The 21,415-nt window shown below is 36.1% G+C and carries 18 protein-coding genes; 7 read left to right on the top strand and 11 right to left on the bottom strand.

All coding sequences use genetic code 11. The features are described from left to right. Positions 1-99 precede the first annotated feature (99 nt). Both QRE67_RS03510 and QRE67_RS03505 read left to right on the top strand, forming a co-directional pair. Positions 100-1,065: an ABC transporter substrate-binding protein gene (locus QRE67_RS03510; RefSeq protein WP_286123564.1), complete on the top strand. Its 966-nt coding sequence runs from the start codon at positions 100-102 to the stop codon at positions 1,063-1,065. 394 nt (positions 1,066-1,459) lie between these two features. Next, positions 1,460-2,851: a peptide MFS transporter gene (locus QRE67_RS03505; protein ID WP_286123563.1), complete on the top strand. Its 1,392-nt coding sequence runs from the start codon at positions 1,460-1,462 to the stop codon at positions 2,849-2,851. A 92-nt stretch (positions 2,852-2,943) separates the two neighbouring features. On the opposite strand, the gene QRE67_RS03500 is transcribed toward QRE67_RS03505, so the two are convergent. Together QRE67_RS03500 and QRE67_RS03495 are read right to left on the bottom strand one after the other, a co-directional pair. Further along, entirely contained in the window at positions 2,944-3,123 is a 180-nt protein-coding gene (locus tag QRE67_RS03500; protein ID WP_286123562.1) for an acid-soluble spore protein H, read from the bottom strand. A 116-nt stretch (positions 3,124-3,239) separates the two neighbouring features. Continuing rightward, complete coding sequence (locus QRE67_RS03495) at positions 3,240-3,527, bottom strand: ArsR/SmtB family transcription factor (protein WP_286123561.1); 288 nt, start codon at positions 3,525-3,527, stop codon at positions 3,240-3,242. Positions 3,528-4,471: 944 nt separating this feature from the next. On the opposite strand from QRE67_RS03495, the gene QRE67_RS03490 reads away from it, so the two are divergent. Further along, positions 4,472-6,079: a lactate permease LctP family transporter gene (locus QRE67_RS03490; RefSeq protein ID WP_286123560.1), complete on the top strand. Its 1,608-nt coding sequence runs from the start codon at positions 4,472-4,474 to the stop codon at positions 6,077-6,079. A gap of 147 nt (positions 6,080-6,226) precedes the next feature. On the opposite strand, the gene aspA is transcribed toward QRE67_RS03490, so the two are convergent. From aspA to gloA2, 3 genes are all read right to left on the bottom strand, one after another. Next, the gene (gene aspA, locus QRE67_RS03485; RefSeq protein ID WP_286123559.1) at positions 6,227-7,657 is read right to left on the bottom strand and encodes an aspartate ammonia-lyase; all 1,431 of its coding nucleotides are present in this window, start codon (positions 7,655-7,657) and stop codon (positions 6,227-6,229) included. 547 nt (positions 7,658-8,204) lie between these two features. After that, entirely contained in the window at positions 8,205-9,524 is a 1,320-nt protein-coding gene (locus tag QRE67_RS03480) for a hemolysin family protein (RefSeq protein WP_286123558.1), read from the bottom strand. 215 nt (positions 9,525-9,739) lie between these two features. Beyond that, complete coding sequence (gloA2, locus tag QRE67_RS03475; protein WP_286123557.1) at positions 9,740-10,126, bottom strand: SMU1112c/YaeR family gloxylase I-like metalloprotein; 387 nt, start codon at positions 10,124-10,126, stop codon at positions 9,740-9,742. 91 nt (positions 10,127-10,217) lie between these two features. On the opposite strand from gloA2, the gene QRE67_RS03470 reads away from it, so the two are divergent. The 3 genes from QRE67_RS03470 (at position 10,218) to QRE67_RS03460 (ending at position 14,762) form a co-directional block, all read left to right on the top strand. Continuing rightward, positions 10,218-11,396, top strand: a complete 1,179-nt coding sequence (locus tag QRE67_RS03470) for a NupC/NupG family nucleoside CNT transporter (protein ID WP_286123556.1) — start codon at positions 10,218-10,220, stop codon at positions 11,394-11,396. Between the two features lie 340 nt (positions 11,397-11,736). Next, positions 11,737-12,753, top strand: coding sequence for an LCP family glycopolymer transferase (locus QRE67_RS03465; RefSeq protein WP_286125181.1), 1,017 nt, complete (start codon positions 11,737-11,739; stop codon positions 12,751-12,753). Between the two features lie 755 nt (positions 12,754-13,508). Further along, a complete protein-coding gene (locus tag QRE67_RS03460) occupies positions 13,509-14,762 on the top strand; it encodes a VanW family protein (RefSeq protein ID WP_286123555.1) in 1,254 nt (417 codons plus the stop codon). Positions 14,763-14,766: 4 nt separating this feature from the next. Here QRE67_RS03460 and QRE67_RS03455 read toward each other — a convergent pair whose 3' ends face one another. The 5 genes from QRE67_RS03455 to QRE67_RS03435 all read right to left on the bottom strand — a co-directional run bounded on the left by QRE67_RS03455 (position 14,767) and on the right by QRE67_RS03435 (position 18,798). Then, positions 14,767-15,039: a hypothetical protein gene (locus tag QRE67_RS03455; protein WP_286123554.1), complete on the bottom strand. Its 273-nt coding sequence runs from the start codon at positions 15,037-15,039 to the stop codon at positions 14,767-14,769. A gap of 15 nt (positions 15,040-15,054) precedes the next feature. Further along, a complete protein-coding gene (locus QRE67_RS03450; protein ID WP_286125180.1) occupies positions 15,055-15,573 on the bottom strand; it encodes an RNase A-like domain-containing lipoprotein in 519 nt (172 codons plus the stop codon). A gap of 143 nt (positions 15,574-15,716) precedes the next feature. Further along, positions 15,717-15,920, bottom strand: a complete 204-nt coding sequence (gene copZ, locus QRE67_RS03445; protein WP_286123553.1) for a copper chaperone CopZ — start codon at positions 15,918-15,920, stop codon at positions 15,717-15,719. 168 nt (positions 15,921-16,088) lie between these two features. Then, on the bottom strand, positions 16,089-18,479 hold the full coding sequence (locus QRE67_RS03440) for a heavy metal translocating P-type ATPase (protein WP_286123552.1): 2,391 nt from the start codon (positions 18,477-18,479) through the stop codon (positions 16,089-16,091). A gap of 16 nt (positions 18,480-18,495) precedes the next feature. Continuing rightward, a complete protein-coding gene (locus QRE67_RS03435; protein ID WP_286123551.1) occupies positions 18,496-18,798 on the bottom strand; it encodes a metal-sensing transcriptional repressor in 303 nt (100 codons plus the stop codon). A 153-nt stretch (positions 18,799-18,951) separates the two neighbouring features. On the opposite strand from QRE67_RS03435, the gene QRE67_RS03430 reads away from it, so the two are divergent. Continuing rightward, positions 18,952-19,500 (top strand): TVP38/TMEM64 family protein, encoded by a 549-nt coding sequence (locus tag QRE67_RS03430; protein ID WP_286123550.1) that lies wholly within the window; start codon positions 18,952-18,954, stop codon positions 19,498-19,500. Between the two features lie 51 nt (positions 19,501-19,551). Here QRE67_RS03430 and QRE67_RS03425 read toward each other — a convergent pair whose 3' ends face one another. After that, positions 19,552-21,231, bottom strand: a complete 1,680-nt coding sequence (locus QRE67_RS03425) for a M4 family metallopeptidase (protein ID WP_286123549.1) — start codon at positions 21,229-21,231, stop codon at positions 19,552-19,554. Positions 21,232-21,415: the final 184 nt, after the last annotated feature.

Genomic DNA, 21,415 nt, shown 5'->3' with positions numbered 1-21,415 from the left:
AATAATTATTCTCAATTTTAGCCATTGACAATCTAATTATAAAGCTTTAATATCATGCTTGCTACTGAAAATTATTCTCAATATCAAGGAGGATACATCATGAATTTCTTTCAGAAAAAATCTTTTACATTATTTGTATGCGCACTATCCTTTATCCTTCTTTTAGCAGCCTGCGGTAAATCAGACAACAAAGCAGAGCCAAAAAAAGAAGACAAAAAAGAAATGATTACTGTCGAACATGCAATGGGGAAAACAGAAGTTCCTGCTAATCCAAAACGCGTTGTCATTTTAACAAATGAAGGAACGGAAGCCTTGCTTACTCTTGGCGTCAAACCAGTTGGTGCTGTACAATCTTGGACTGGTAACCCATGGTATCCACATATTAAAGATAAAATGAAAGATGTAAAAGTCGTAGGTAATGAAGGTCAAGTGAATGTGGAAACAATCGCATCTTTAAAACCAGATTTAATCATCGGAAATAAAATGCGCCATGAAAAAGTGTACGAGCAGTTAAAAGCCATTGCTCCTACTGTATACGCTGAAACATTACGTGGCGAATGGAAAGATAACTTTAAATTTTATGCAAAGGTATTAAATAAAGAAAAAGAAGGTCAAAAGGTCTTAGATGATTACGCAAAACGTATGGAAGACTTAAAAGGAAAACTTGGAGATAAAGTCAACCAAGAAATTTCGATGGTACGCTTCATGCCTGGTGATGTCCGTATTTATCACGGAGATACATTCTCTGGTGTCATCTTAAAAGAGCTTGGTTTCAAACGTCCTGGTGATCAAAATAAAAACGATTTTGCAGAACGTAACGTATCAAAAGAACGTATTTCTGCAATGGATGGCGATGTATTATTCTACTTCACATTCGACAAAGGAAATGAGAAAAAAGGTTCTGAATTAGAGAAAGAATATACGAACGATCCTCTATTCAAAAACTTAAACGCTGTGAAAAACGGCAAAGCATACAAAGTTGACGATGTTATTTGGAATACAGCTGGTGGTGTAATGGCTGCGAACTTATTGCTAGATGATATTGAAAAACGCTTTGTAAAATAATACTTTCTTTCATACTTTTCTAAAACAGCTCCCCTTTCTGGAGCTGTTTTTTATTCCGTTTTCACGGAAGTTTCACATTATTTCATTTTGTATTTTTATTTTCCATATGTTATATTATAAAAATAACTAGTGGATATATTCTTTATTTCCGAAAAGTTATTTCATTCTTAATTTTCAGATTAATCATTCTTTTATTTTCTTTCGGAATTGAAATACTGCATTTGAAAACGCTTATTATCAATTTTTTAGGGGAAAATAAAACAACGGTCGAAGTTTAAAGCGATTATATAAGGAAATTTATTTCTATTTCCATATAATTCTATTGACTTCTAAATATTTTGTGAATTACAATAATTACATAAATATCCGTTATATAGGATTAGGGGGAAGCAAAATGGATGCAGCTTTAAAATTAGACAAAGCTGGAGAACAACAATCACCAAAGAAACATCCACCTGGATTATATTTGTTGTTCTTAACAGAAATGTGGGAAAGATTTAGTTACTATGGAATGCGTGGGCTTTTAGTTCTTTATTTAACAACGACTGTTGTAAGCGGAGGACTTGGATTTGATAAGGCATTCGCAGTGCAATTATACGGAATTTTCACAGCATTAGTATATTTCACACCGATTATCGGTGGTTGGTTAACTGACCATTTCATTACAAGACGTCATGCCATTACCCTTGGTGGTATTATTATGGCCATTGGTAACTTCGTTCTCTTTTCAATGAATACAAAAACAGGACTATTTTTAGGATTAACACTATTAGTTATTGGTAATGGATTCTTCAAACCAAATATTTCTACACTTCTAGGTGAACTTTACGGTGAAAATGATTCACGCCGTGACAGTGCCTTCACAATTTTTTACATGGGTATCAATGTAGGGGCTTTCTTTGCACCACTTATTTGTGGCTTCCTAGCAGAAGATTTCTTTAAACAAAGCGTTGATGGCGTTATGGTAATGGGTTACAAATATGGCTTCTTAGCTGCTTGTATTGGTATGATTGTTGGACAAATTTTCTTCAACTTATTAGCTCCTCGTTACCTTGGTGATGCAGGAACAGTAGTAATTGGTAAAAAATCTAAAGACAAAAATGCAGCAGTTGTTGAGAAAAAAACTTTAACAAAACAAGAGAAAAACCGTACTTGGGCAATTATCATTTTAACTTGTTTCGTTGTTTTCTTCTGGGCAGGCTTTGAACAAGCAGGTAGCTCTTTAACACTATATACAAACACATTTGTGGATCGTACAATTTTCGGATGGGAAGTTCCAACATCTTGGTTCCAATCTGTTAACCCAGCATTTATCGTACTGTTCGCACCATTTGTGTCTATGTTATGGATAAAACTATCTAAAACTAAACGCGGTGATTTAAAAGTTCCAACAAAAATGGCATTTGGTATGATCTTACTAGGAATCGGCTATCTCGTTTTAACATTGGCTGTTCTGAAAACTGGAAGCGATGAAGCTCATATTACTGCCCAAGCAAATTTATTATTCATCGTTATCACATATATGTTCCATACAATTGGTGAGCTCTTCTTATCACCAATCGGTCTATCAATGGTAAGTGCAATTGCTCCTGTCAAATTAGCATCTTTATTAATGGGTGTTTGGTTAGCTGGTTCAGGTATGGCAAACTACCTAGCAGGTGCATTAGCTGCTTTCACGCAATCTCTAGGATATTTAGAAGTATTCGCAAGCATTGGTATTATCGTTATTGTACTAGGCTTTGTACTTCTTCTGTTCTCTAAAAAAATTGCACATATGATGGAGTAAAGTGAAACTTTATTCAGTAGGGGTATTACTGCCCGTTAATGTAGGATAAATAAAAAGTGGAAGTTAGCCTTTGAAAGCTAACTTCCGCTTTTTTATTGCTCTTCTAATGCCATAACATCCACTTGTAACGTTTCATGTGGAACTTTTACATCATACACATTGGCTGTTCCACTCGCCTCATCACAGCTTTCAATCCATACAGGTACACCATGATAGGTAACATCAATTCTACTGGAAGATGATAGAATTTGCTTGACTCGCTTTAACTCCATTCAGCATCCCTCCTTCTATTTATTACACTCCTTTTTATCTTGTCATATCTCTTTGAAATATATTCCATAATAAAAAGGCGTATATTTCTATACGCCTTTTCTTAAATATTCAAATTTTATGAAAATAATGTCTTTACAACTTCACTCACTTTGTCATTGTGTACTTGATAATAAACTTCTAAACCACGTCTTTCAAAACGAACAACTTTGTTTTGCTTTAATTTCGTCAAATGTTGTGAAACAGTAGACTGTGGAATTTCTAATACTTCTTGCAATTGCGTTACGTTACAAGTTCCACGCTGCATAAGCTCCATCACTAAACGAAGGCGAATCGGATGAGCTAGCGCTCGTAACATTTGTACATCATCTTCTGAAATACGACAATCAAATTGATTTTGATTCATAAAGTTCCCCTCATTTTTTCTATTTTATTTTCTCTTTATATATTGTTATATATTTGTTTTTATATTTCCTGTTACGTCACAACTTTATCAACCTAAAATAATAAAAATATTTTCCTCCTTTTATCAACATACAATTCAGGAAAAACCCTTGCTGATTCTGAATATTATACTACATGACTTAGTGAAAAAGCAAAACATACAGATAGGAATACTTTGCTTCTAAACGCTGTTTTCTCAGCATTTTTGTTATATTTTTTGTTCAGCTCTATTTACCTCAATAATATTGTAAAATATTGTTTTTTGATTATGTTGGGAATTGGATTTTTTAGGCGTTTGACCTATAAAAATTACTTTGCCACGATAAAAATAGTTAAATTTTGTAAATAAAGATAATTCATAACAAAGTGAAACTTTGATCGTTGGGGGTTCTTCATCCCCACTGATCATTAGCCCTTACCAACCGGGCCTTTACAGGCAATTTATCCCCCACCTAACTTCTTTTCTTCCTGCCGAACTTTGAGGGGGAATATTACTGTCCGCGAATAGCGGGATAAAAAATTGGTTAATAGTATGCCTTATTAGTATTGCACTTAGTTGAACGATTATCCACAACCTTCTATATAATTGATACAAAAGGAATCATTCAGTTTAAACATGTAGGACCTATGACGTACGAAAATATGAAGGAATATATGGATAAATAAAAGGCGGAACGCTCTCATACTTACAAAAGTATACGAGCATTCCGTCTTTTATTATTTTTCCAATTGATGGATAAAATGTAGCGGATTTTTTACAGTTAACATTATTATAGAATAAATATTCTTTTCCACGTTGACAATAGTGTTGAACGAGAATATACTAAGCAATGTAAGATGATTGTGAAAAATTTCACAATTGCATGTGAATGAATTCACATATTATAGATAGGAGTTGTCATTATTATGAATACTTGGACACATGTTTATGACCCGTTAAACAATATTTGGTTATCAGCGCTTGTAGCTGCCCTGCCAATCTTATTCTTCATCCTTTGCTTAACAGTATTTAAAATCAAAGGATATTTATCAGGACTTTATAGCGTAATTTTAGCAATTATTCTTTCTGTGTTTGTTTACAAAATGCCTGCAACTATGGCAGTGTCATCAGCTGCGTTTGGTGTAGCTGCTGGATTTTATCCAATTTGTACAATTGTTATCGCAGCAATTTTCCTTTACAAATTAACTGTAAAAACTGAGCAATTCAATGTTATTCGTGACAGTATTTCAAGCATTACAAGCGATCCTCGCCTTCAAGTATTATTAATCGCTTATTCCTTCGGTGCTTTCTTAGAGGGCGCAGCAGGTTTTGGTGTACCAGTTGCCATTACAGCAGCATTACTTGTAGGTATGGGCTTTGATCCATTAAAAGCAGCAGGTATCTGTTTAGTTGCGAACATTGCCGGTGGTGCAATGGGTGCAATGGGTATTCCAGTTACAGTACCAGCACAATTAACTCAAATAGATGCATTAACTGTAGGTCGTCAAACAGTTACATTATTACCTTTCATTAGCTTTGTATTACCATTCTTACTTGTTGCAATGGTAGGTGGTTTAAAAGGAATTAAAGAAACTTGGCAAGGTATTCTTGTTAGTGGTGGTTCCTTCGCCATTACTCAATTCGTTGTAACATATTTCCTTGGTGCAGAACTTACTGATATTTTCGCAGCTGTTGTCAGCATGATCTCATTAGCATTATTCCTACGTGTATGGCAGCCAAAATCTTCAGCTAAAACTGAAACAAAACAAGCAGAAAAACATAGTTATACAATGAAACAAATTTTATATGCATGGTCACCATTTGCATTCTTAACTGCATTTGTAACAATCTTTAATTTAAAAGCTATTAAAGGTTTATTCGCTCCAGATGGTGCATTAGGAAGCTTAGTATGGAATATTCAAGTTCCTGGTTTACACAACCAAGTTATTAAAACAACACCAATTGTAAATGCAGATACACCATTTGCAGCTATTTTCAAACTAGATGTATTTTCATCTACAACTACTGCAATTGTACTAGCAATTATCGTATCTCTTCTTGTATACCGTGCAAAAGGAAATTTAATAAAAGAATTAGCTATTGAAACATTAAAAGAGTTAAAAGCTCCAATTTACACAATTTGCAGCGTAATTGCATTAGCATATGTAACAAACTACTCTGGTATGTCTTCTACTCTTGGACTAGCCTTATCATCTACTGGCGATACGTTCCCAATCTTATCTCCAATCCTAGGTTGGATCGGCGTATTCATAACTGGTTCAGTAGTATCAAGTGGTTCTTTATTCGCACCGCTTCAAGCAGTAACTGCAGCTCAATTAGATATCGTACCATCTACTCTCGTTGCGCTAAACGTAGTCGGCGGTACAATGGCAAAAATGGTATCACCGCAATCCGTAGCAGTTGCTTGTGCAGCAGTTGGATTAGTTGGTAAAGAATCCGTTCTATTTAAAACAACAATGAAATATAGTTTAATGTTCTTGGCCGTAATTAGCTTACTTCAATTTTTTATCTAATATGAAAACGATCCCTTGCACAGGGATCGTTTTTTATTTCCTTTTTCTTTCTAGCCATTCACTAAGATATAGTACTTCACTAATTCCAATTGATTCCTACTTTTATACGAAAAAAGACCGATTCGCTTCATCGGTCTTTTTTTATCATTACTTTTTATTCTTTAACAACGCGGCTCCCGCAATTTCAGGGTGTGTCATTTCATACGGATCCAAAATAATATCCAATTCTTCTTCTGTTAGCACACCATGTTCTAAGCAAAGCTCACGAACTGATTTCCCTGTCTCAATCGCTTCACGAGCAATACGAGAAGCTGTTTCATATCCAATATGAGGATTCACCGCCGTAATAATTCCAACGCTTTTCTCAACATATTGTTTTAACAATTCTTCATTTGCAGTAATACCTTCAATACAATATTCACGGAACACACGGAATGCGTTGTTCATAATGCTAATGGACTGAATTAAATTAAACACTAATACTGGCTCCATTACATTTAATTCTAATTGTCCAGCTTCTGATGCTAAGCATATTGTATGGTCATTTCCAATCACTTGGAAGGCAACTTGGTTAACCACTTCTGCCATAACCGGATTTACTTTACCTGGCATAATGGATGACCCTGGCTGACGAGCTGGTAATTGAATTTCAGCTAAACCAACGCGCGGACCCGATGCCATAACTCGCAGGTCATTTGAAATTTTAGACATGTTCATCATACATACTTTTAACGCGGCAGATACTTCTGTATATGCATCTGTATTTTGCGTTGCATCTACTAAATGTTCTGCACCAACGAGTGGGAATCCACTAATAGCTACTAAATGTTCCACAACATTCTTAATATAAGTTGGGTTTGCATTTAATCCTGTTCCAACAGCTGTCGCCCCCATGTTCACTTCATACAAGTGTTGGCGAGACTGCCTAATACGTTTTATATCACGACCAAGCACGCGGCTATATGCCTCAAACTCTTGCCCCAGCCGAATTGGCACTGCATCTTGTAAGTGCGTACGCCCCATTTTAATGACATGGTCAAACTCTTTTGCTTTATCAGTAAATGCACCATGAAGTGCTTCCATTGTAACAAGAAGTTCTTCTAACATCATAAGCACTGCAATATGAATACCTGTTGGGAACGCATCGTTTGTTGACTGTGCCATATTGACATGCGTATTTGGACTAATTGTCGCATAGTTTCCTTTTTCATATCCCATCCGTTCAAGAGCACGGTTTGCAATGACTTCATTTGTGTTCATGTTAATGGAAGTTCCTGCACCTCCTTGAATTGGATCCACAATAAACTGATCATGGAATTTTCCTTCAATGATTTCCTGAGCAGCCTTTGCAATTTCTTCCCCAATATTTGCATGTAAATAACCTGTCTCCATATTTGCAAGTGCTGCCGCTTTTTTTACAATTGCCATAGCTGTAATTAATGACGTATGCAGACGATATCCTGTAATTGGGAAGTTCTCTACAGCTCGCAACGTTTGAACGCCATAATAAGCTGCATCTGGCACTTCTTTTTCCCCTAAAAAATCTTTTTCAATACGAATGTCTTTTGTTGCTATCATATTCCATCACCTATACTTTTTATTCTGGTTGATGACCTAAAAACACTATTCTCTATGAAAATATTATTTTTAGCAAGAAAAAAGTGTTCTTATCCCCTTTCACTATATATAAATCCATTTTGATTTTTCGACATATAACCGCGGCTATGGATAACAAAAGGTGACCTGCACTCGTTTTCTCTCTTTGTTTTCACTATGTCTGGGCAGGAAAAGGATCTGACCGCTTCTATGCATGGCCGGATGCTCTTTCCCACCTAAAAAGAAGGGTTTTATGTTGGTTTTTTAATTTGTATTTATATAACACCTATTTTAAAAGCGCAAACAACAATGTTTTTCTGTAAAAGTAAATTATAATTAACGAACGGTAAGAACGCGGTCTAATAAAGTGAAACTTCAATCAGTGGGGGCTTTATCACCCACTGATTATTAGCCCTCACCAATCGGAATTTTACTGTCCGCAAATAGCGGGATAAAAAATATTCCTCCCGTTCGTTACAGGTTATGAATACAACTATAGCTAAACACATGCCTTTATATATGATACACTTCACAAAGCAATTACTTTCCCTTCTGGTTCAGCTCTTTTTATTTCAACTCGCTTGATTTGATGTGAATCTTTTTCAAGAACTGTGAAAATCCAGCCGTTCGTATCGATGATATCGCCCTCTGTAACTGTCTGTTTTTGCGTCATCAACCAACCCCCGATTGTATCCACATCATCAGCAACTAAATGTAAGCCAAGCAAATCGTTCACTTCACTTATTAGCACTTTCCCGTCAACAATTTTACATGTATCACTTATATGTTGAACTGGTGGATATTCATCTTCATCGTACTCATCCCGAATTTCACCAACAATTTCCTCTAAAATATCTTCAAGTGTAACAATCCCTGCTGTTCCCCCATATTCATCATATAAAACCGCAAGCGGGATTCGCTTTTTTTGCATTTGCAGTAACAAATCATGAATGGGGATATTTTCAAGCACTTCAATAACAGACCTTTTATATAGCGTGATGGAACGTTCTTCGCTTTGTCCACCATTCATATAATGAATAAATAAATCCTTTACATTGACCATCCCAATGATCTCGTCTTTATCCTCACCAAATACAGGATATCTTGTATACTTTTCTTGTCCAATCACTTTAATATGTGTCTCAAATGATTCGTCTTCATATAGACCGACAATTTCAGTACGTGGTACCATAATTTCTTTTGCTAAACGATTATCAAATTCAAAAATATTATTTACATATTTAAACTCAGCCTGATTAATTTTTCCACTTTCATAACTCTCCGATAAAATAAGTCGTAACTCTTCTTCCGAATGTGCAACTTCATGCTCAGAAGCAGGGTGTAGTCCGAACATGCCCGTCACGAAGCGAGCCGCTCCATTTAATGCCCAAATAAACGGATACATAGTGCGATAAAAATAAATGAGTGGCTGAGATAATAGCAGACTTACTTGCTCGGCTTTTTGAATAGCAAATGTTTTCGGTGCTAATTCTCCGATAACAACATGCAAAAATGTAATAACTGCAAACGCAATGATAAAAGAAATTGTACTTGCGATTGCAGGTGAAAGTTCCATCTTTAAAAATAACGGCTCTAATAAGCGCTTTATAGTCGGTTCACCTAACCAACCTAACCCTAGAGCTGTAATTGTAATTCCAAGCTGACAAGCTGATAAATATTCATCTAAATTTGAAATCACTTTCTTCGTTGCCAGCGCTCCTCGTTTTTTTTCTCCCACAAGTTGATCAATACGACTACTACGTACTTTTATAATCGCAAATTCAACTGCCACAAAAAAACCAGTTATTGCAATTAGAATAGCCACCATCATTAATTTAGCAATTTCCAAAGAACACCTTTAGCTTTCTTAGCTAAAGTTACACCTCCTTTTGAAAAGAAGTTTTTCCGCCGCTCTAACAAGTGGTAAGCTCCCTTAAAGATGTTATGTTTGAGAGAACTGCCCGCAAATAGCGGGATAAAGAAAACTCCCACTAATGGAGGTTTTACTTTGTCTTTATTTTCTTCATTTATTAGGAAGCAAACCTATATAAATTTCGCCAATTTTTAGTGCTCGTACAATTCTAATGGTAAATCATCTGGATCTTGAAAAAATACAAATTGTTTCCCCGTTATTTCATCCACACGAATCGGCTCTGTCTCTACTCCGCATTGTCGTAAATGTTGAACGGCTTTCTGTATGTTAGTAACTGCAAAAGCTAAATGCCTCAGACCGGCTGCTTCCGGAAAACTTGGTCGTTTTGGAGGATTTGGAAATGAGAATAATTCAATTTGATACTGCTCTCCTACACATAAATCCAATTTATATGAATCCCTTTCTTCCCGATATACTTCATTTAACACTTTAAATCCCAATATATTTGTATAAAAATTTTTAGATTTTTGATAGTCCGAACAAATAATTGCAATATGATGCACTTTAACTATATTCATTCCCTAATCCATCCCTTTCTTTACCGAACGTGCATATTCTCCCTTGAAATGAAAAACCTATGTAACAGAACATCTCTTGAGGAGGATTACTATGAAATTTATTACTTTTTTTCTCGGTCTTGTCTTTGTTTTCTTTCTTGCTTTCATTGCAAGTAACAATAAAAAGCATATTAAGTTCAAACCCATTTTCATTATGCTTATTATACAGTTAATTTTAACTTACTTACTATTAAATACACAGATTGGTCTCGTGCTTGTTACAACTATTTCTAATTTGTTTACGAAATTATTGGATTACGCTGCGTCCGGCATAAACTTCGTATTTGGTGGTATCGCTAATAAAGGAGAAATGCCTTTCTTTTTAAATGTACTACTACCAATTGTATTTATTTCCGTTTTAATTGGTATTTTACAGCATTTTAAAATCCTACCGTTCTGTATTCGCTGGATTGGTTTTTTCCTCAGTAAAATAAACGGGCTTGGAAAACTGGAGTCTTATAACGCTGTTGCATCAGCTATTGTAGGACAATCAGAAGTATTTATTACTGTAAAGAAACAGCTTGGCCAAATTCCAAGGCATCGCCTTTATACACTTTGTGCTTCTGCGATGTCTACTGTATCTATGTCAATCGTCGGTGCTTATATGACAATGATTGAACCAAAATATGTCGTAACCGCTCTCGTCTTGAATTTATTTAGCGGCTTTATTATCGTACTCATCATTAATCCGTACGATGTGAAAGAAGAAGAAGATATTTTAGAAATTAAAGAAGAGAAACAAACTTTCTTTGAAATGTTAGGCGAATACATTCTAGATGGATTTCGCGTTGCTGTTGTCGTTGGTGCAATGCTAATTGGATTTGTTGCCCTCATCAGCTGTATTAATGATTTATTCCATATTATTTTTGGAATTACATTTCAGCAGTTGCTCGGATATGCCTTCTCCCCCGTTGCCTTTCTTATCGGTGTGCCAACTAAAGAAATCGTGGCAGCAGGAAGTATTATGGCTACAAAGCTGGTGACAAATGAGTTTGTCGCTATGATGGACTTAGGTAAACTAGCAGGTACGCTCTCTCCGCGTACGGTAGGTATTATTTCAGTCTTTCTTGTATCATTTGCAAATTTCTCTTCCATTGGAATTATTTCTGGTGCCGTAAAAGGATTAAACGAAGAACAAGGAAATGTCGTCGCTCGCTTCGGTTTAAAACTGCTATACGGGGCTACACTCGTCAGTATTTTATCTGCGGTTATTGTTAGCATTATGCTATAAGCAGGTAAAATTTAATCCTTTTCTTCTTGATCCTTTTTGTATAAAATACCCTTAGATGTCTTATAAATAATCGAGACATCTATTTTTTATTGATGTACAACGCCTCCTATTTATCGTACAATATTTTTTGTCCGCTCTAACGGGCAGGAAGATTCCGATTGTTGAAAGCTTTCCATCAGTAGGATGATGGAAGTTTCACTTTATATGCCGCACTTAGATGTAGTCACCCTTTTCCTATCTTTCATTTTCATTTCAAGTGAAAGATTATCGTCTTTTTGGAAAATAAAAGATGTGCCTTGTCCGCATATTATACAAATCGAATTACCTAAAGGAGAACTAGATAATGAAATTTGATACAGAAAAATATATAAGAGCCTCAGCCAGGCGATCTAAAAAAAGACGTCTACTATGGTTTATTCTAATTCCATTACTTATTGTAGCAATTGGTGGTGGAGGCTATTTCTCCCATATATACAGTAAAGCAAAATCTATTGTAAATAATGCATATTCTGAGCTGAGCAGAGGAGATAAATCTGATAAACGCGAGAAAGCTGTTAAACCAATGACAGATAATATTTCCGTTCTCATTATGGGTGTGGACGAAAGCGATATCCGCGAAAAATCTTACGGCAGTGCGACACGTACAGATGCGCTATTACTTGCCACAATTAATAAAAATGATAAATCGGTAAAACTTGTAAGCATACCACGTGACACTCGCGTATATATTAAATCACGCGAAAAACAAGATAAAATTACACATGCTCACGTCTTTGGGGGCGTTGATAGTACAATTGATACAGTTGAAAACTTTTTAAATGTTCCTGTTGACTACTATGTTAAATTCAACTTTAAATCCTTTATAAAAATTGTGGATTCTCTTGGTGGCATTGATGTGAATGTCCCTGTTGAATTTACAGAGCAAAATAGTAAAGATGAACCGAATGCGATTCACCTCAAAAAAGGCCTTCAACACTTAAATGGCGAAGAAGCTCTTGCTTTAGCAAGAACTCGTCACATTGATAGCGATTATATGCGTGGACAACGCCAACAACTCATTTTAGAAGCGATTGCTGAAAAGGCATTATCTATAAATTCTATTAATAAAATTGAGAATTTATTAGATGCAGTTGATCACGATTTAAAAACAAACTTAACCTTTGATGACATCATGACAATTACAAAAAATACGATGGGTTCAAACTTAAAGATGGACAAGCTTCAAGTAAAAGGTGACGATGAATATATAAACAGCACCTACTACTATGTTCCTGAAGAAAAAAGCGTGCAGGACATATCAAAGGCATTAAAACAACATCTCGGTGTTACAGATAAAACTGAACATAAAAAGTTATAATAAAAGGGCCGTGAACAACGGTCCTTTTATTTTTCATCTACGCTTAGTGAATGCCCCCTCTTTAACATTCTAACGAGGTGTTTGAAGAAGGGGCTTCCTGTTTCATAGAGCGTTGCTGATTGGATACCCAATCAGCAACGCTCTACAGGCGTCGTGTATCCCGCATTAACGGGCAGTAAGCCCCCTCCCACCTCAAAGTTCAGCAAAAGGCAAAGAAGTTAGGCGGGAGATAAATTACCCGTAAAAGCCCGATTGGTGAGGGCTTTTAATCAGTGGGGGATGAAGAACCCCCCACTGATTAAAGTTTCACTTTATACTGTTCGGACACCCCCTTCCCCTACAGCCACACAAAGAACATATGTTTGTTTTTTCCTGTCACTAGCCTACACTATGTCGCAAAAAAGGAAATAAAAACTTCGTGCTGTCCACGACCACCATTCATCCCCTCCCTACCACCTGGACCATGCCCTGCACATGCTTGAGGAAGGGGACTTCAGCTGGAGTACTGTTAAAAAAACCGTAAAACAAATTTGAATTTTCTGATAATTTATAATACAATAGTAACAAACCTTCCTTTTATTCCCTTATAAGATAATAGACTTTTGTTACAAAATAGTAACAAATTTTGTAAAAACATTACGATTTTTCTGGAAATAATAGTATACTAGTACATATGTAATACTATTTTCATCATTCATACGTTAAAAACAGAATATATTTGACTTTACATATTTGTTTTTTGGGGAGGGAAATAAATGAAGCTACGCAATTTAGTTATTAGTTCTACCATTGCAGGTGGACTATTACTTTGTGCAGGTGGAGTTGTTGGTTATCAATATGTATCAAATTTGAACAAACAGCTTGATACAGTTGTGTTACCACACACTACATTTGAAGGTATTTCACTTGATGGTAAAAGCAAAAAAGAAGTTCAAGAAATTATTCACCAAAAAGGGAATGAGTTACAAAAAAAATCGCTTAACTACACTCTCCAAGGCAATACACAAACTTATACATGGAAAGACCTAGGTATGGAATATAGAGAAACAGATATTGTTGACAACATCTTTAAAGAACAAAAAGGCGGCATTATCGATCGTTATAAAATAAGAAAGAAATCTGAAAATGGTGAATTAAAACGTGGTTATAAACTAGAACCACAGTTAAATACAGCAACATTTGATGCATTTATGCAAGAAAAATATAACGAGATCTTAAAGCAACCTGTGAATGCAGATTTAACTGTTTCAGGAACAGCAATTAATATTAGCCAAAGTCAAGATGGCGAAAAGGTGGATAAAGATAAGCTAAAAGAGTTAACAACAAAAGCTATCATTGCCCGCACACAAGATATTCAGCTTCCAATTGCTTCTATAAAACCAGAACGAACTACAGAAGATATACAGAAGATGGGAATTACAGACGTTATCGCTGAATACTCTACTCCTATGGCTGGTCGAAATGGCAATCAATCCTTCAATGTTAAAAAGTCAGCTAACACTTTAAGCGGCGCACTTGTAGCACCTGATGAAACATTTAGCTTCAATGGACGCGTCGGTATTACAGATGCAGCGCACGGCTACAAATCAGCCGCAGTATTTGTAAATGGAAAAGTCGAACAAAGTGCTGGTGGTGGTGTTTGCCAAGTTAGTAGTACATTATACGGTGCTGTATTACGTGCTGACTTAGGAGTTGTTGCACGTAGTAATCACTCATTACCTGTTCATTACTTACCGCTTGGGCAAGATGCAGCCGTTGCTGATTACGGTCCAGATTTAAAATTTAAAAACAATACCGGTAAACATATTTACATTCAAGCATTTTCTAATGGTGGTAGCGTAACAACACGTATTTTTGGCACACCAACTGGCAAAAACGTAGAAGTTTCATCGAAGGTTATCAGTAATACTGATACTAGAATTACTGCTGTCACATATAAAAAAGTAACGCAAAACGGTCAAATTATCTCGAACGGTCAAATTTCAAAAAGCACATACAAAAAGACGTGAAGTATCACGCCTTTTTGTTTTGCAGCAAACTTACAAATGTCTCCATATGTTCTTTCGTTTCTTCTAGGGACCAAATACGGTTTCCCTGTTTAGCTGCTAATAAACACCCTTCTTCCCATGCTTCTTGCTGCTGCATGTGTAACAATTCATATCGCAATTTCTCGATGGTTTCTCGTTCCTCTTGTTCAATAAACTCTTTCATTACAGCTAGTATTTCTTCTTCATGCACACTTAACGTACAGTATGCTTTTAGAAAGTATTGAAGTGTTGAATACATGCTACTCCCCCTTTTTTATTTATCTGAAGGATAAGAAGTAATAATTTTAAAGCCTAATGAACCCGCTTTATCTCTTGCTAAAACAGTAACTGTATTCACAAGCTTATCTTGTACACGCATATCTCGCTTAAACACTGTTTTTCCAACTGGAAATGCGTGCCTCGTATTTAGTACAAGACGATTTTCTTTAGAATTCTTTAACCAATTCTCAATTTCCTTCTCATGTTGCTTCAAACTGTCTTTAACAGCTTTTGTTGCTGTTTCTTTATCGTAGTATGTACTTGCAGCCGATATTTTATCTGTACGCAATCTTTCTTTTAACTGATCTTCCGTTTTTCCAACATGACGTTCTATCGTATGACCATTTTTCGGTGGCCCTTCCATCTCGTCTAAAATGTTATCACTAATTTTTTCTACCGATGTTGAATTGTTCTCTTTCGGACTCGTTTTTTTCTGTTCTTGCCCTGAACAACCGCTTAAGATAAGAATCATCGCCAGCATTGCACTAAAGAAAATACTCCATAATCGTTTCATCATATCACCTCTTTCATGATTATTATCGTAACTTAAAAAAAAGTCAATTTCACATAGAAAAAAGCGTGTAGAACGATAAAGTTCCACACGCTTTGTCTCATTCATCTCGCATTAACGGGTACTCCTATTGATGGAAGTTTCACTTACACAATATCGTAACCTTGTTCTTCAATTGCATCCTTTAATTGTTCCACTTTTACCATTGCTTCATCATATTCAACTGATACTATACCTGCTTGCAGTTCAACTTCTACGTTTTTTACACCCGTTAATTCTTGCAGTGCATTTGTTACCGCCATTTTACAATGATTACATGTCATTCCTTGTACATTTAATGTTACAGTCATTTTTGTATTCCTCCTTAATAAATTTTATCTATCTCGCATAAACGGGCAGTATGATCCACAAAGTAAGGAAACTCAGTATAAGATAAACCATCCGTAAGTGCCTAAATTCGTATAATTTTATCCATCGGTGTGAATTTGAAAAATTACATCACTACGATAGGATTCTCTTTATATTTTCACGCGTTTCAATCGAAGTGCGTTTGTCACAACAGATACAGAGCTAAATGCCATAGCAGCTCCAGCTACCCACGGTTCTAATAAACCACTTGCAGCAATCGGTATACCAATCGCGTTATAGAATAATGCCCAAAACAGGTTTTGACGAATATTTTTCATTGTCTTTTGGCTTAAATCAATCGCTTGTGGAATATGACCTAAGTCACCTCCAACTAATGTAACATCCGCGGCTTCAATTGCTACATCTGCTCCTGTTCCAATCGCCATACCGATATTCGCCTTCGCAAGTGCTGGCGCATCATTAATACCATCACCAACCATTGCTACACGCTTTCCCTGCTCTTGCAATTGCTCTACAATATCAGCTTTTTGCTGTGGCAATACTTCTGCATATACATGGTCAATACCGACTTGTTTTGCAATCGCTTCAGCAGTTCGCTTATTGTCTCCTGTTACCATATAAACATCGATTCCAGCAGATCGCATTGTATGAATGGCTTCTTTTGAGCTTTCTTTAATCGTGTCAGCAACGGAAATCATCCCTGTAAACTGACTCGAAATAGCTACAAGCATGACCGTTTTTCCATCCGCTTCAAGCTCACTCATTGCTTGCTCATATGTCGCCATATCGATGCTATGTTCTCTCATTAATTTTCGTGTTCCAATTACGACTTGTTTTCCTTCTATATTTGCTTCAATACCGTGTCCAGGTACCGCGCGAAACTCTTCCACAGGTAAGAGGACGATATTGTTTTGTTTTCCATATTCTACAATTGCAGAAGCAAGTGGATGTTCCGAAACATTTTCTGCTGAAGCAGCAAATAGGAGCATATCATCTTGCAAGCTCATCACATCCGTTACTTCCGGTTTCCCCTTCGTAACAGTGCCCGTTTTATCTAATAAAACGGCGTTAATTTTATGTGTTGCTTCTAAATACTCTCCGCCTTTGAAAAGAATTCCTTTCTCTGCTCCTTTTCCAGTTCCAACCATAATAGAGGTAGGCGTTGCAAGTCCTAATGCACAAGGACAAGCAATGACTAACACTGCAATGGCAACTTCAAGAGATTGCGGTAAGTCCTGCGGAGTGATCGCAAAATACCAGATTAGAAAAGCAATAGCGGCAACAGCAACAACTATCGGAACAAATATACCAGAAATTGTATCTGCCATACGTTGAATAGGTGCTTTTGATCCTTGGGCTTCTTCAACAATTTTTATAATACTTGCAAGCGCTGTATCTTTTCCAATTTTTTCTGCACGCATTGTTAATGTGCCATTCTTATTAATGGTTGCTCCAATTAGAGCATCTCCAGACTGCTTATCAACTGGAATAGATTCACCTGTGATCATCGCTTCATCAACAGATGAAGTACCCAATAAAACTATACCATCGACAGGTATCTTTCCACCTGGTTTGACAATAATTGTATCACCGATAACAACATTTTCAATTGGGATTAACATTTCATTCCCATCTCGAATGACTAACGCTTCTTTTGCTTGTAAGCTTAATAATTTTGAAATCGCTTCTGTCGTTCTTCCCTTTGCAACAGCTTCAAAATATTTTCCGACAAGAATTAATGTAATTAACACTGCACTCGTTTCAAAATAAAGCTGCGGTAAATACGATGGATTTTGCAATGTTTTCAAACCTTCATACAGGCTGTAAAAATATGCTGCTGATGTACCGAGTACGACCAGTACATCCATATTCGCACTTTTATTTCGCAGTGATCGGTATGCACCGATATAAAACTGCGAGCCGATATAAAATTGTACCGGAGTTGCAAATAATAATTGTACCCATGGATTCATTAAAAAGTGCGGCACGAGTAGCCCAGTCTCAAATGGCATATGTGCAACCATTGTATAAAGAAGCGGTAATGATAACAAAATAGAAAGAAATAGTTGTTTTCGTTTCCCTTTTAATTGTTCTTCTTTTTTATTAGACTCAGTCTCTTCTTGAGGTTTTCCTTTATAACCAAGCTTCGTTATTTTCTCTAAAATGGCTGGAATCGTAATAATACCATCTTTATATATGATTGTTGCGGTGTTCATCGCCAGATTAACAGTAACACTTTCGATTCCTTCCATTTTACTAATTACTTTTTCAATCCGATTTGAACATGCAGCGCATGTCATTCCTTCAATGTCTAAATTCACTTTTTTCGTTCGAACTTCATATCCCAGTTTCTCAATTCGATTCGTAATTGTCTCCACAGATTGTTCATCCGCATCATATTGAACTGTCGCTTGCTCCATCGCTAAATTCACATTTACTTCTACACCATCTAGCTTATTTAAAACCTTTTCAATTCTGGCAGAACAAGCCGAACATGTCATTCCATCGATACCAACCGTTATCTGTTTCACACTACTCATACAGTTCATCCCCTTTCTATTTCGAGAACTGTTTGATGACTTTCATTAATTCTTGAATCGACTCGTCTCCATTTCCTTCTTGAATTGCTTTTGCAACACAATGGCTTGTGTGACGCTCCATCAATGAAAAACCTACTTTATTTAAAGCTGCCTGTACTGCAGAAATTTGTATAAGGACATCCACACAATACCGATTTTCTTCAATCATCTTCTGTATACCGCGCACTTGGCCTTCAATACGTTTTAAACGCTTTACAACCCTATCAATTTCTTCGTCCGTTCGCGGAACCATTTTTTCTTCATTTGAACAATGATCCATTTATATACCCCCCATCATATATACATTATACCCGTAAGGGGTATATTTTTGCAAGTTTTTAACTGTAAAAAATTTATAATTATAATAAAATCCACTCTTGCCTCTATAGATAAAATGTGATGTAATGCTAAAAAAGGCAAAGGACTTAAATAGATGCAAGAAATCATTCACTCTTTTCTCACAGATCATTACAGTATTGCAATTCCACTTAGCATCCTATTCAATATCATCATCAGCCTCGCTGGTTTTATTCCAAGCATCTTCTTAACAGCAATTAACATACAGCTTTTCGGTTTATCCGATGGGACGATTATTTCGATTGCTGGCGAAGCGTTAGGAGCAATTGTCTCCTTTTATTTCTATCGATTAGGACTTCAAAAATTCGCCCAAAAAAAAATAAACCCTTATCCAAAAATAGAACGTCTCCTTTACGTACAAGGAAAAGAAGCCTTTTTACTTGTCTTATCGTTTCGGTTTGTTCCATTTATTCCATCAAGTATCGTTACACTATTTGCAGCTCTAGGAAAAATGTCACTGCTCTCTTTCAGTATCGCCAGTACAATAGGGAAAATACCCGCATTGCTCATTGAAGTTTATTCTGCTTATCATGTAATGAACGGAACAAAGGAAGCAAAGTGGATTATAACGATTGCTGGTTGTCTCGGACTATTTTATATATGGAAAAAGTGGAAGAAACAATAAAAAAAAGGAGCATCTGCTCCTTTTTTTATTGTCCCTAAAGGGGAGTGAAACTTATTTTACACCAACTGCATCATACGATTGCTTCACTGCTGTAACTTCCGCAGAGTTTGCACCATATAAATCAGCAGCAGCTTGTACTAAACCAGCACGAGCTTGGCTAAATGTAGTAGATTCCGTGAAATATACTGTATTTGCACGATAATAAATTGCTCCTGCTTTATCTTTACCAATACCATTCACAGTTACGCCATAATGTGTACCACCATTCGCTAGTAAATAAGCAGCTTTGTTAATAATACCGCTATTCGTATGAACACCACCATTATCGCTAGATCCTGTATAACGTTTAGAATAATGATCAGGATCGCCATACTTTGCTGGATCACTCATAGAGCGAAGTGCATCTCCTGCTTGACCAGGCGTATAAATATCTTCTCCTACTTCCCAATCTGGATTACGATTATCATAGTATTCTACTAAAGTACCGAAAACATCAGAAATCGCTTCATTTAATGCTCCGGACTCATTTTGATAAATAAGATTTGAACTATATTCTGTAACAGCATGTGTTAATTCATGCCCAATTACATCTACTCCACCAGATAACGCTACAAATGTAGATCCATCTCCATCTCCATATACCATTTGCGAGCCATTCCAGAATGCATTATTGTAATTGCTTCCGTAATGAACCGTTGATTTTAACGGCGCTCCAGCATTATTGATAGAGTTTCTGTTAAACGTATTTTTATAATAATCATACGTTACACCAGCATAGTAATGAGCATCTACTGCTGCTGCATCACGGCTCGCATTGAAAATGTTATCTGTGTCCACCCATAATGTTCCAGGCAGCGTAGAACGATTTTTCGCATCATATGTGAAGATCGTTGCACCGCGTGTATTGTCTTGTAAGTAGTAACTAGATCCAGATAATGTTGTATTAATAGATTTTGTATCTCCTAATACCCCTTTACCTGTTCCTACTTTATTTGTTCCTGTTACAGGTTTTACAGCAGCTTCCGGTTTAAGCGGAGCTTTATTTTCATTTGTTACATGACCAATTGTATTGTATTTATTTAACACTTTTCCGCTATCTGCTTCAATGAAATAATAATAGTTTCCTGGTTCTGGGTCTAAGAAATTCAACTTCACAACATATGCGTAAGTTGCTTCTTCACCATTTTGATATACATATAAATCTGCTGATGGTTCTACTTCATATTTCGGAGTTAACCCTAAATCTTGCTGTGCAATTTCAATCGCTTTTTTATCTTCAATTTTATTTTGTTTTTTTAATTTTTCCTTTTTGTCCAAATCAGGTGCTACTGTTCCAGATAACACTTTTAGCGCACCATCTTTTCCAACGTGAGCTAGTTGAGTAGATCCCCATACAGGTATTCCTTCATATACTTGCTGTAAACGTACAACTGTCGCATCTCCTACAGAATCCTTTGTTACTTGTTTTACTTTAAAGGAATCCTCCGCACTCTTTTCTCCTAGCTTATAATCTTGTTTTGCCGCATTTAAATAATCAAAAACGACAGATTCTGCTTTCTTCCCAGATGCACCAGTCAGATCACCAGAAATAAATTCAGGTGACTGTACCGCCTCATTATACTTTTTCGTAGAGAGTACATTCTTTGAATCTGCAAACGCAGAGCTTGTCCCTCCAAATGTCGTAACTGCCATTCCTGCTGCTAATACAAATGCTAAACTTTTCTTTTTCATATAACCTTCCCCCTAATAATTTTTTTTTGAAAATTTGAAAAAGAGTAATTTTATATTAGCATTAGGTTTCCACTATTAATATACTAAAAAGTAAAATAAATTTTTTCTCAACTTTTGTAGAATTTTGCGGAACAAATATTGAGAAAGGTCCTTTCCGTTTTGGAAAGGACCTTTTTAAGTATCT

Origin of the sequence: Bacillus sp. DX3.1 (genome assembly GCF_030292155.1) — a bacterium.
In the GTDB taxonomy this organism is placed as follows: domain Bacteria; phylum Bacillota; class Bacilli; order Bacillales; family Bacillaceae_G; genus Bacillus_A.
This window is presented reverse-complemented; position numbering and strand designations above follow the sequence as displayed.

Coding starts and splice junctions, on each gene's coding strand:
- QRE67_RS03430 (WP_286123550.1), top strand. CDS start 18,952: ATGCAAGAAATCATTCACTCTTTTCTCACAGATCATTACAGTATTGCA.
- QRE67_RS03460 (WP_286123555.1), top strand. CDS start 13,509: ATGAAGCTACGCAATTTAGTTATTAGTTCTACCATTGCAGGTGGACTA.
- QRE67_RS03490 (WP_286123560.1), top strand. CDS start 4,472: ATGAATACTTGGACACATGTTTATGACCCGTTAAACAATATTTGGTTA.
- QRE67_RS03505 (WP_286123563.1), top strand. CDS start 1,460: ATGGATGCAGCTTTAAAATTAGACAAAGCTGGAGAACAACAATCACCA.
- QRE67_RS03510 (WP_286123564.1), top strand. CDS start 100: ATGAATTTCTTTCAGAAAAAATCTTTTACATTATTTGTATGCGCACTA.
- gloA2 (WP_286123557.1), bottom strand. CDS start 10,126: ATGAATATAGTTAAAGTGCATCATATTGCAATTATTTGTTCGGACTAT.
- copZ (WP_286123553.1), bottom strand. CDS start 15,920: ATGACTGTAACATTAAATGTACAAGGAATGACATGTAATCATTGTAAA.
- aspA (WP_286123559.1), bottom strand. CDS start 7,657: ATGATAGCAACAAAAGACATTCGTATTGAAAAAGATTTTTTAGGGGAA.
- QRE67_RS03495 (WP_286123561.1), bottom strand. CDS start 3,527: ATGAATCAAAATCAATTTGATTGTCGTATTTCAGAAGATGATGTACAA.
- QRE67_RS03450 (WP_286125180.1), bottom strand. CDS start 15,573: ATGAAACGATTATGGAGTATTTTCTTTAGTGCAATGCTGGCGATGATT.
- QRE67_RS03470 (WP_286123556.1), top strand. CDS start 10,218: ATGAAATTTATTACTTTTTTTCTCGGTCTTGTCTTTGTTTTCTTTCTT.
- QRE67_RS03425 (WP_286123549.1), bottom strand. CDS start 21,231: ATGAAAAAGAAAAGTTTAGCATTTGTATTAGCAGCAGGAATGGCAGTT.
- QRE67_RS03500 (WP_286123562.1), bottom strand. CDS start 3,123: ATGGAGTTAAAGCGAGTCAAGCAAATTCTATCATCTTCCAGTAGAATT.
- QRE67_RS03455 (WP_286123554.1), bottom strand. CDS start 15,039: ATGTATTCAACACTTCAATACTTTCTAAAAGCATACTGTACGTTAAGT.
- QRE67_RS03435 (WP_286123551.1), bottom strand. CDS start 18,798: ATGGATCATTGTTCAAATGAAGAAAAAATGGTTCCGCGAACGGACGAA.
- QRE67_RS03440 (WP_286123552.1), bottom strand. CDS start 18,479: ATGAGTAGTGTGAAACAGATAACGGTTGGTATCGATGGAATGACATGT.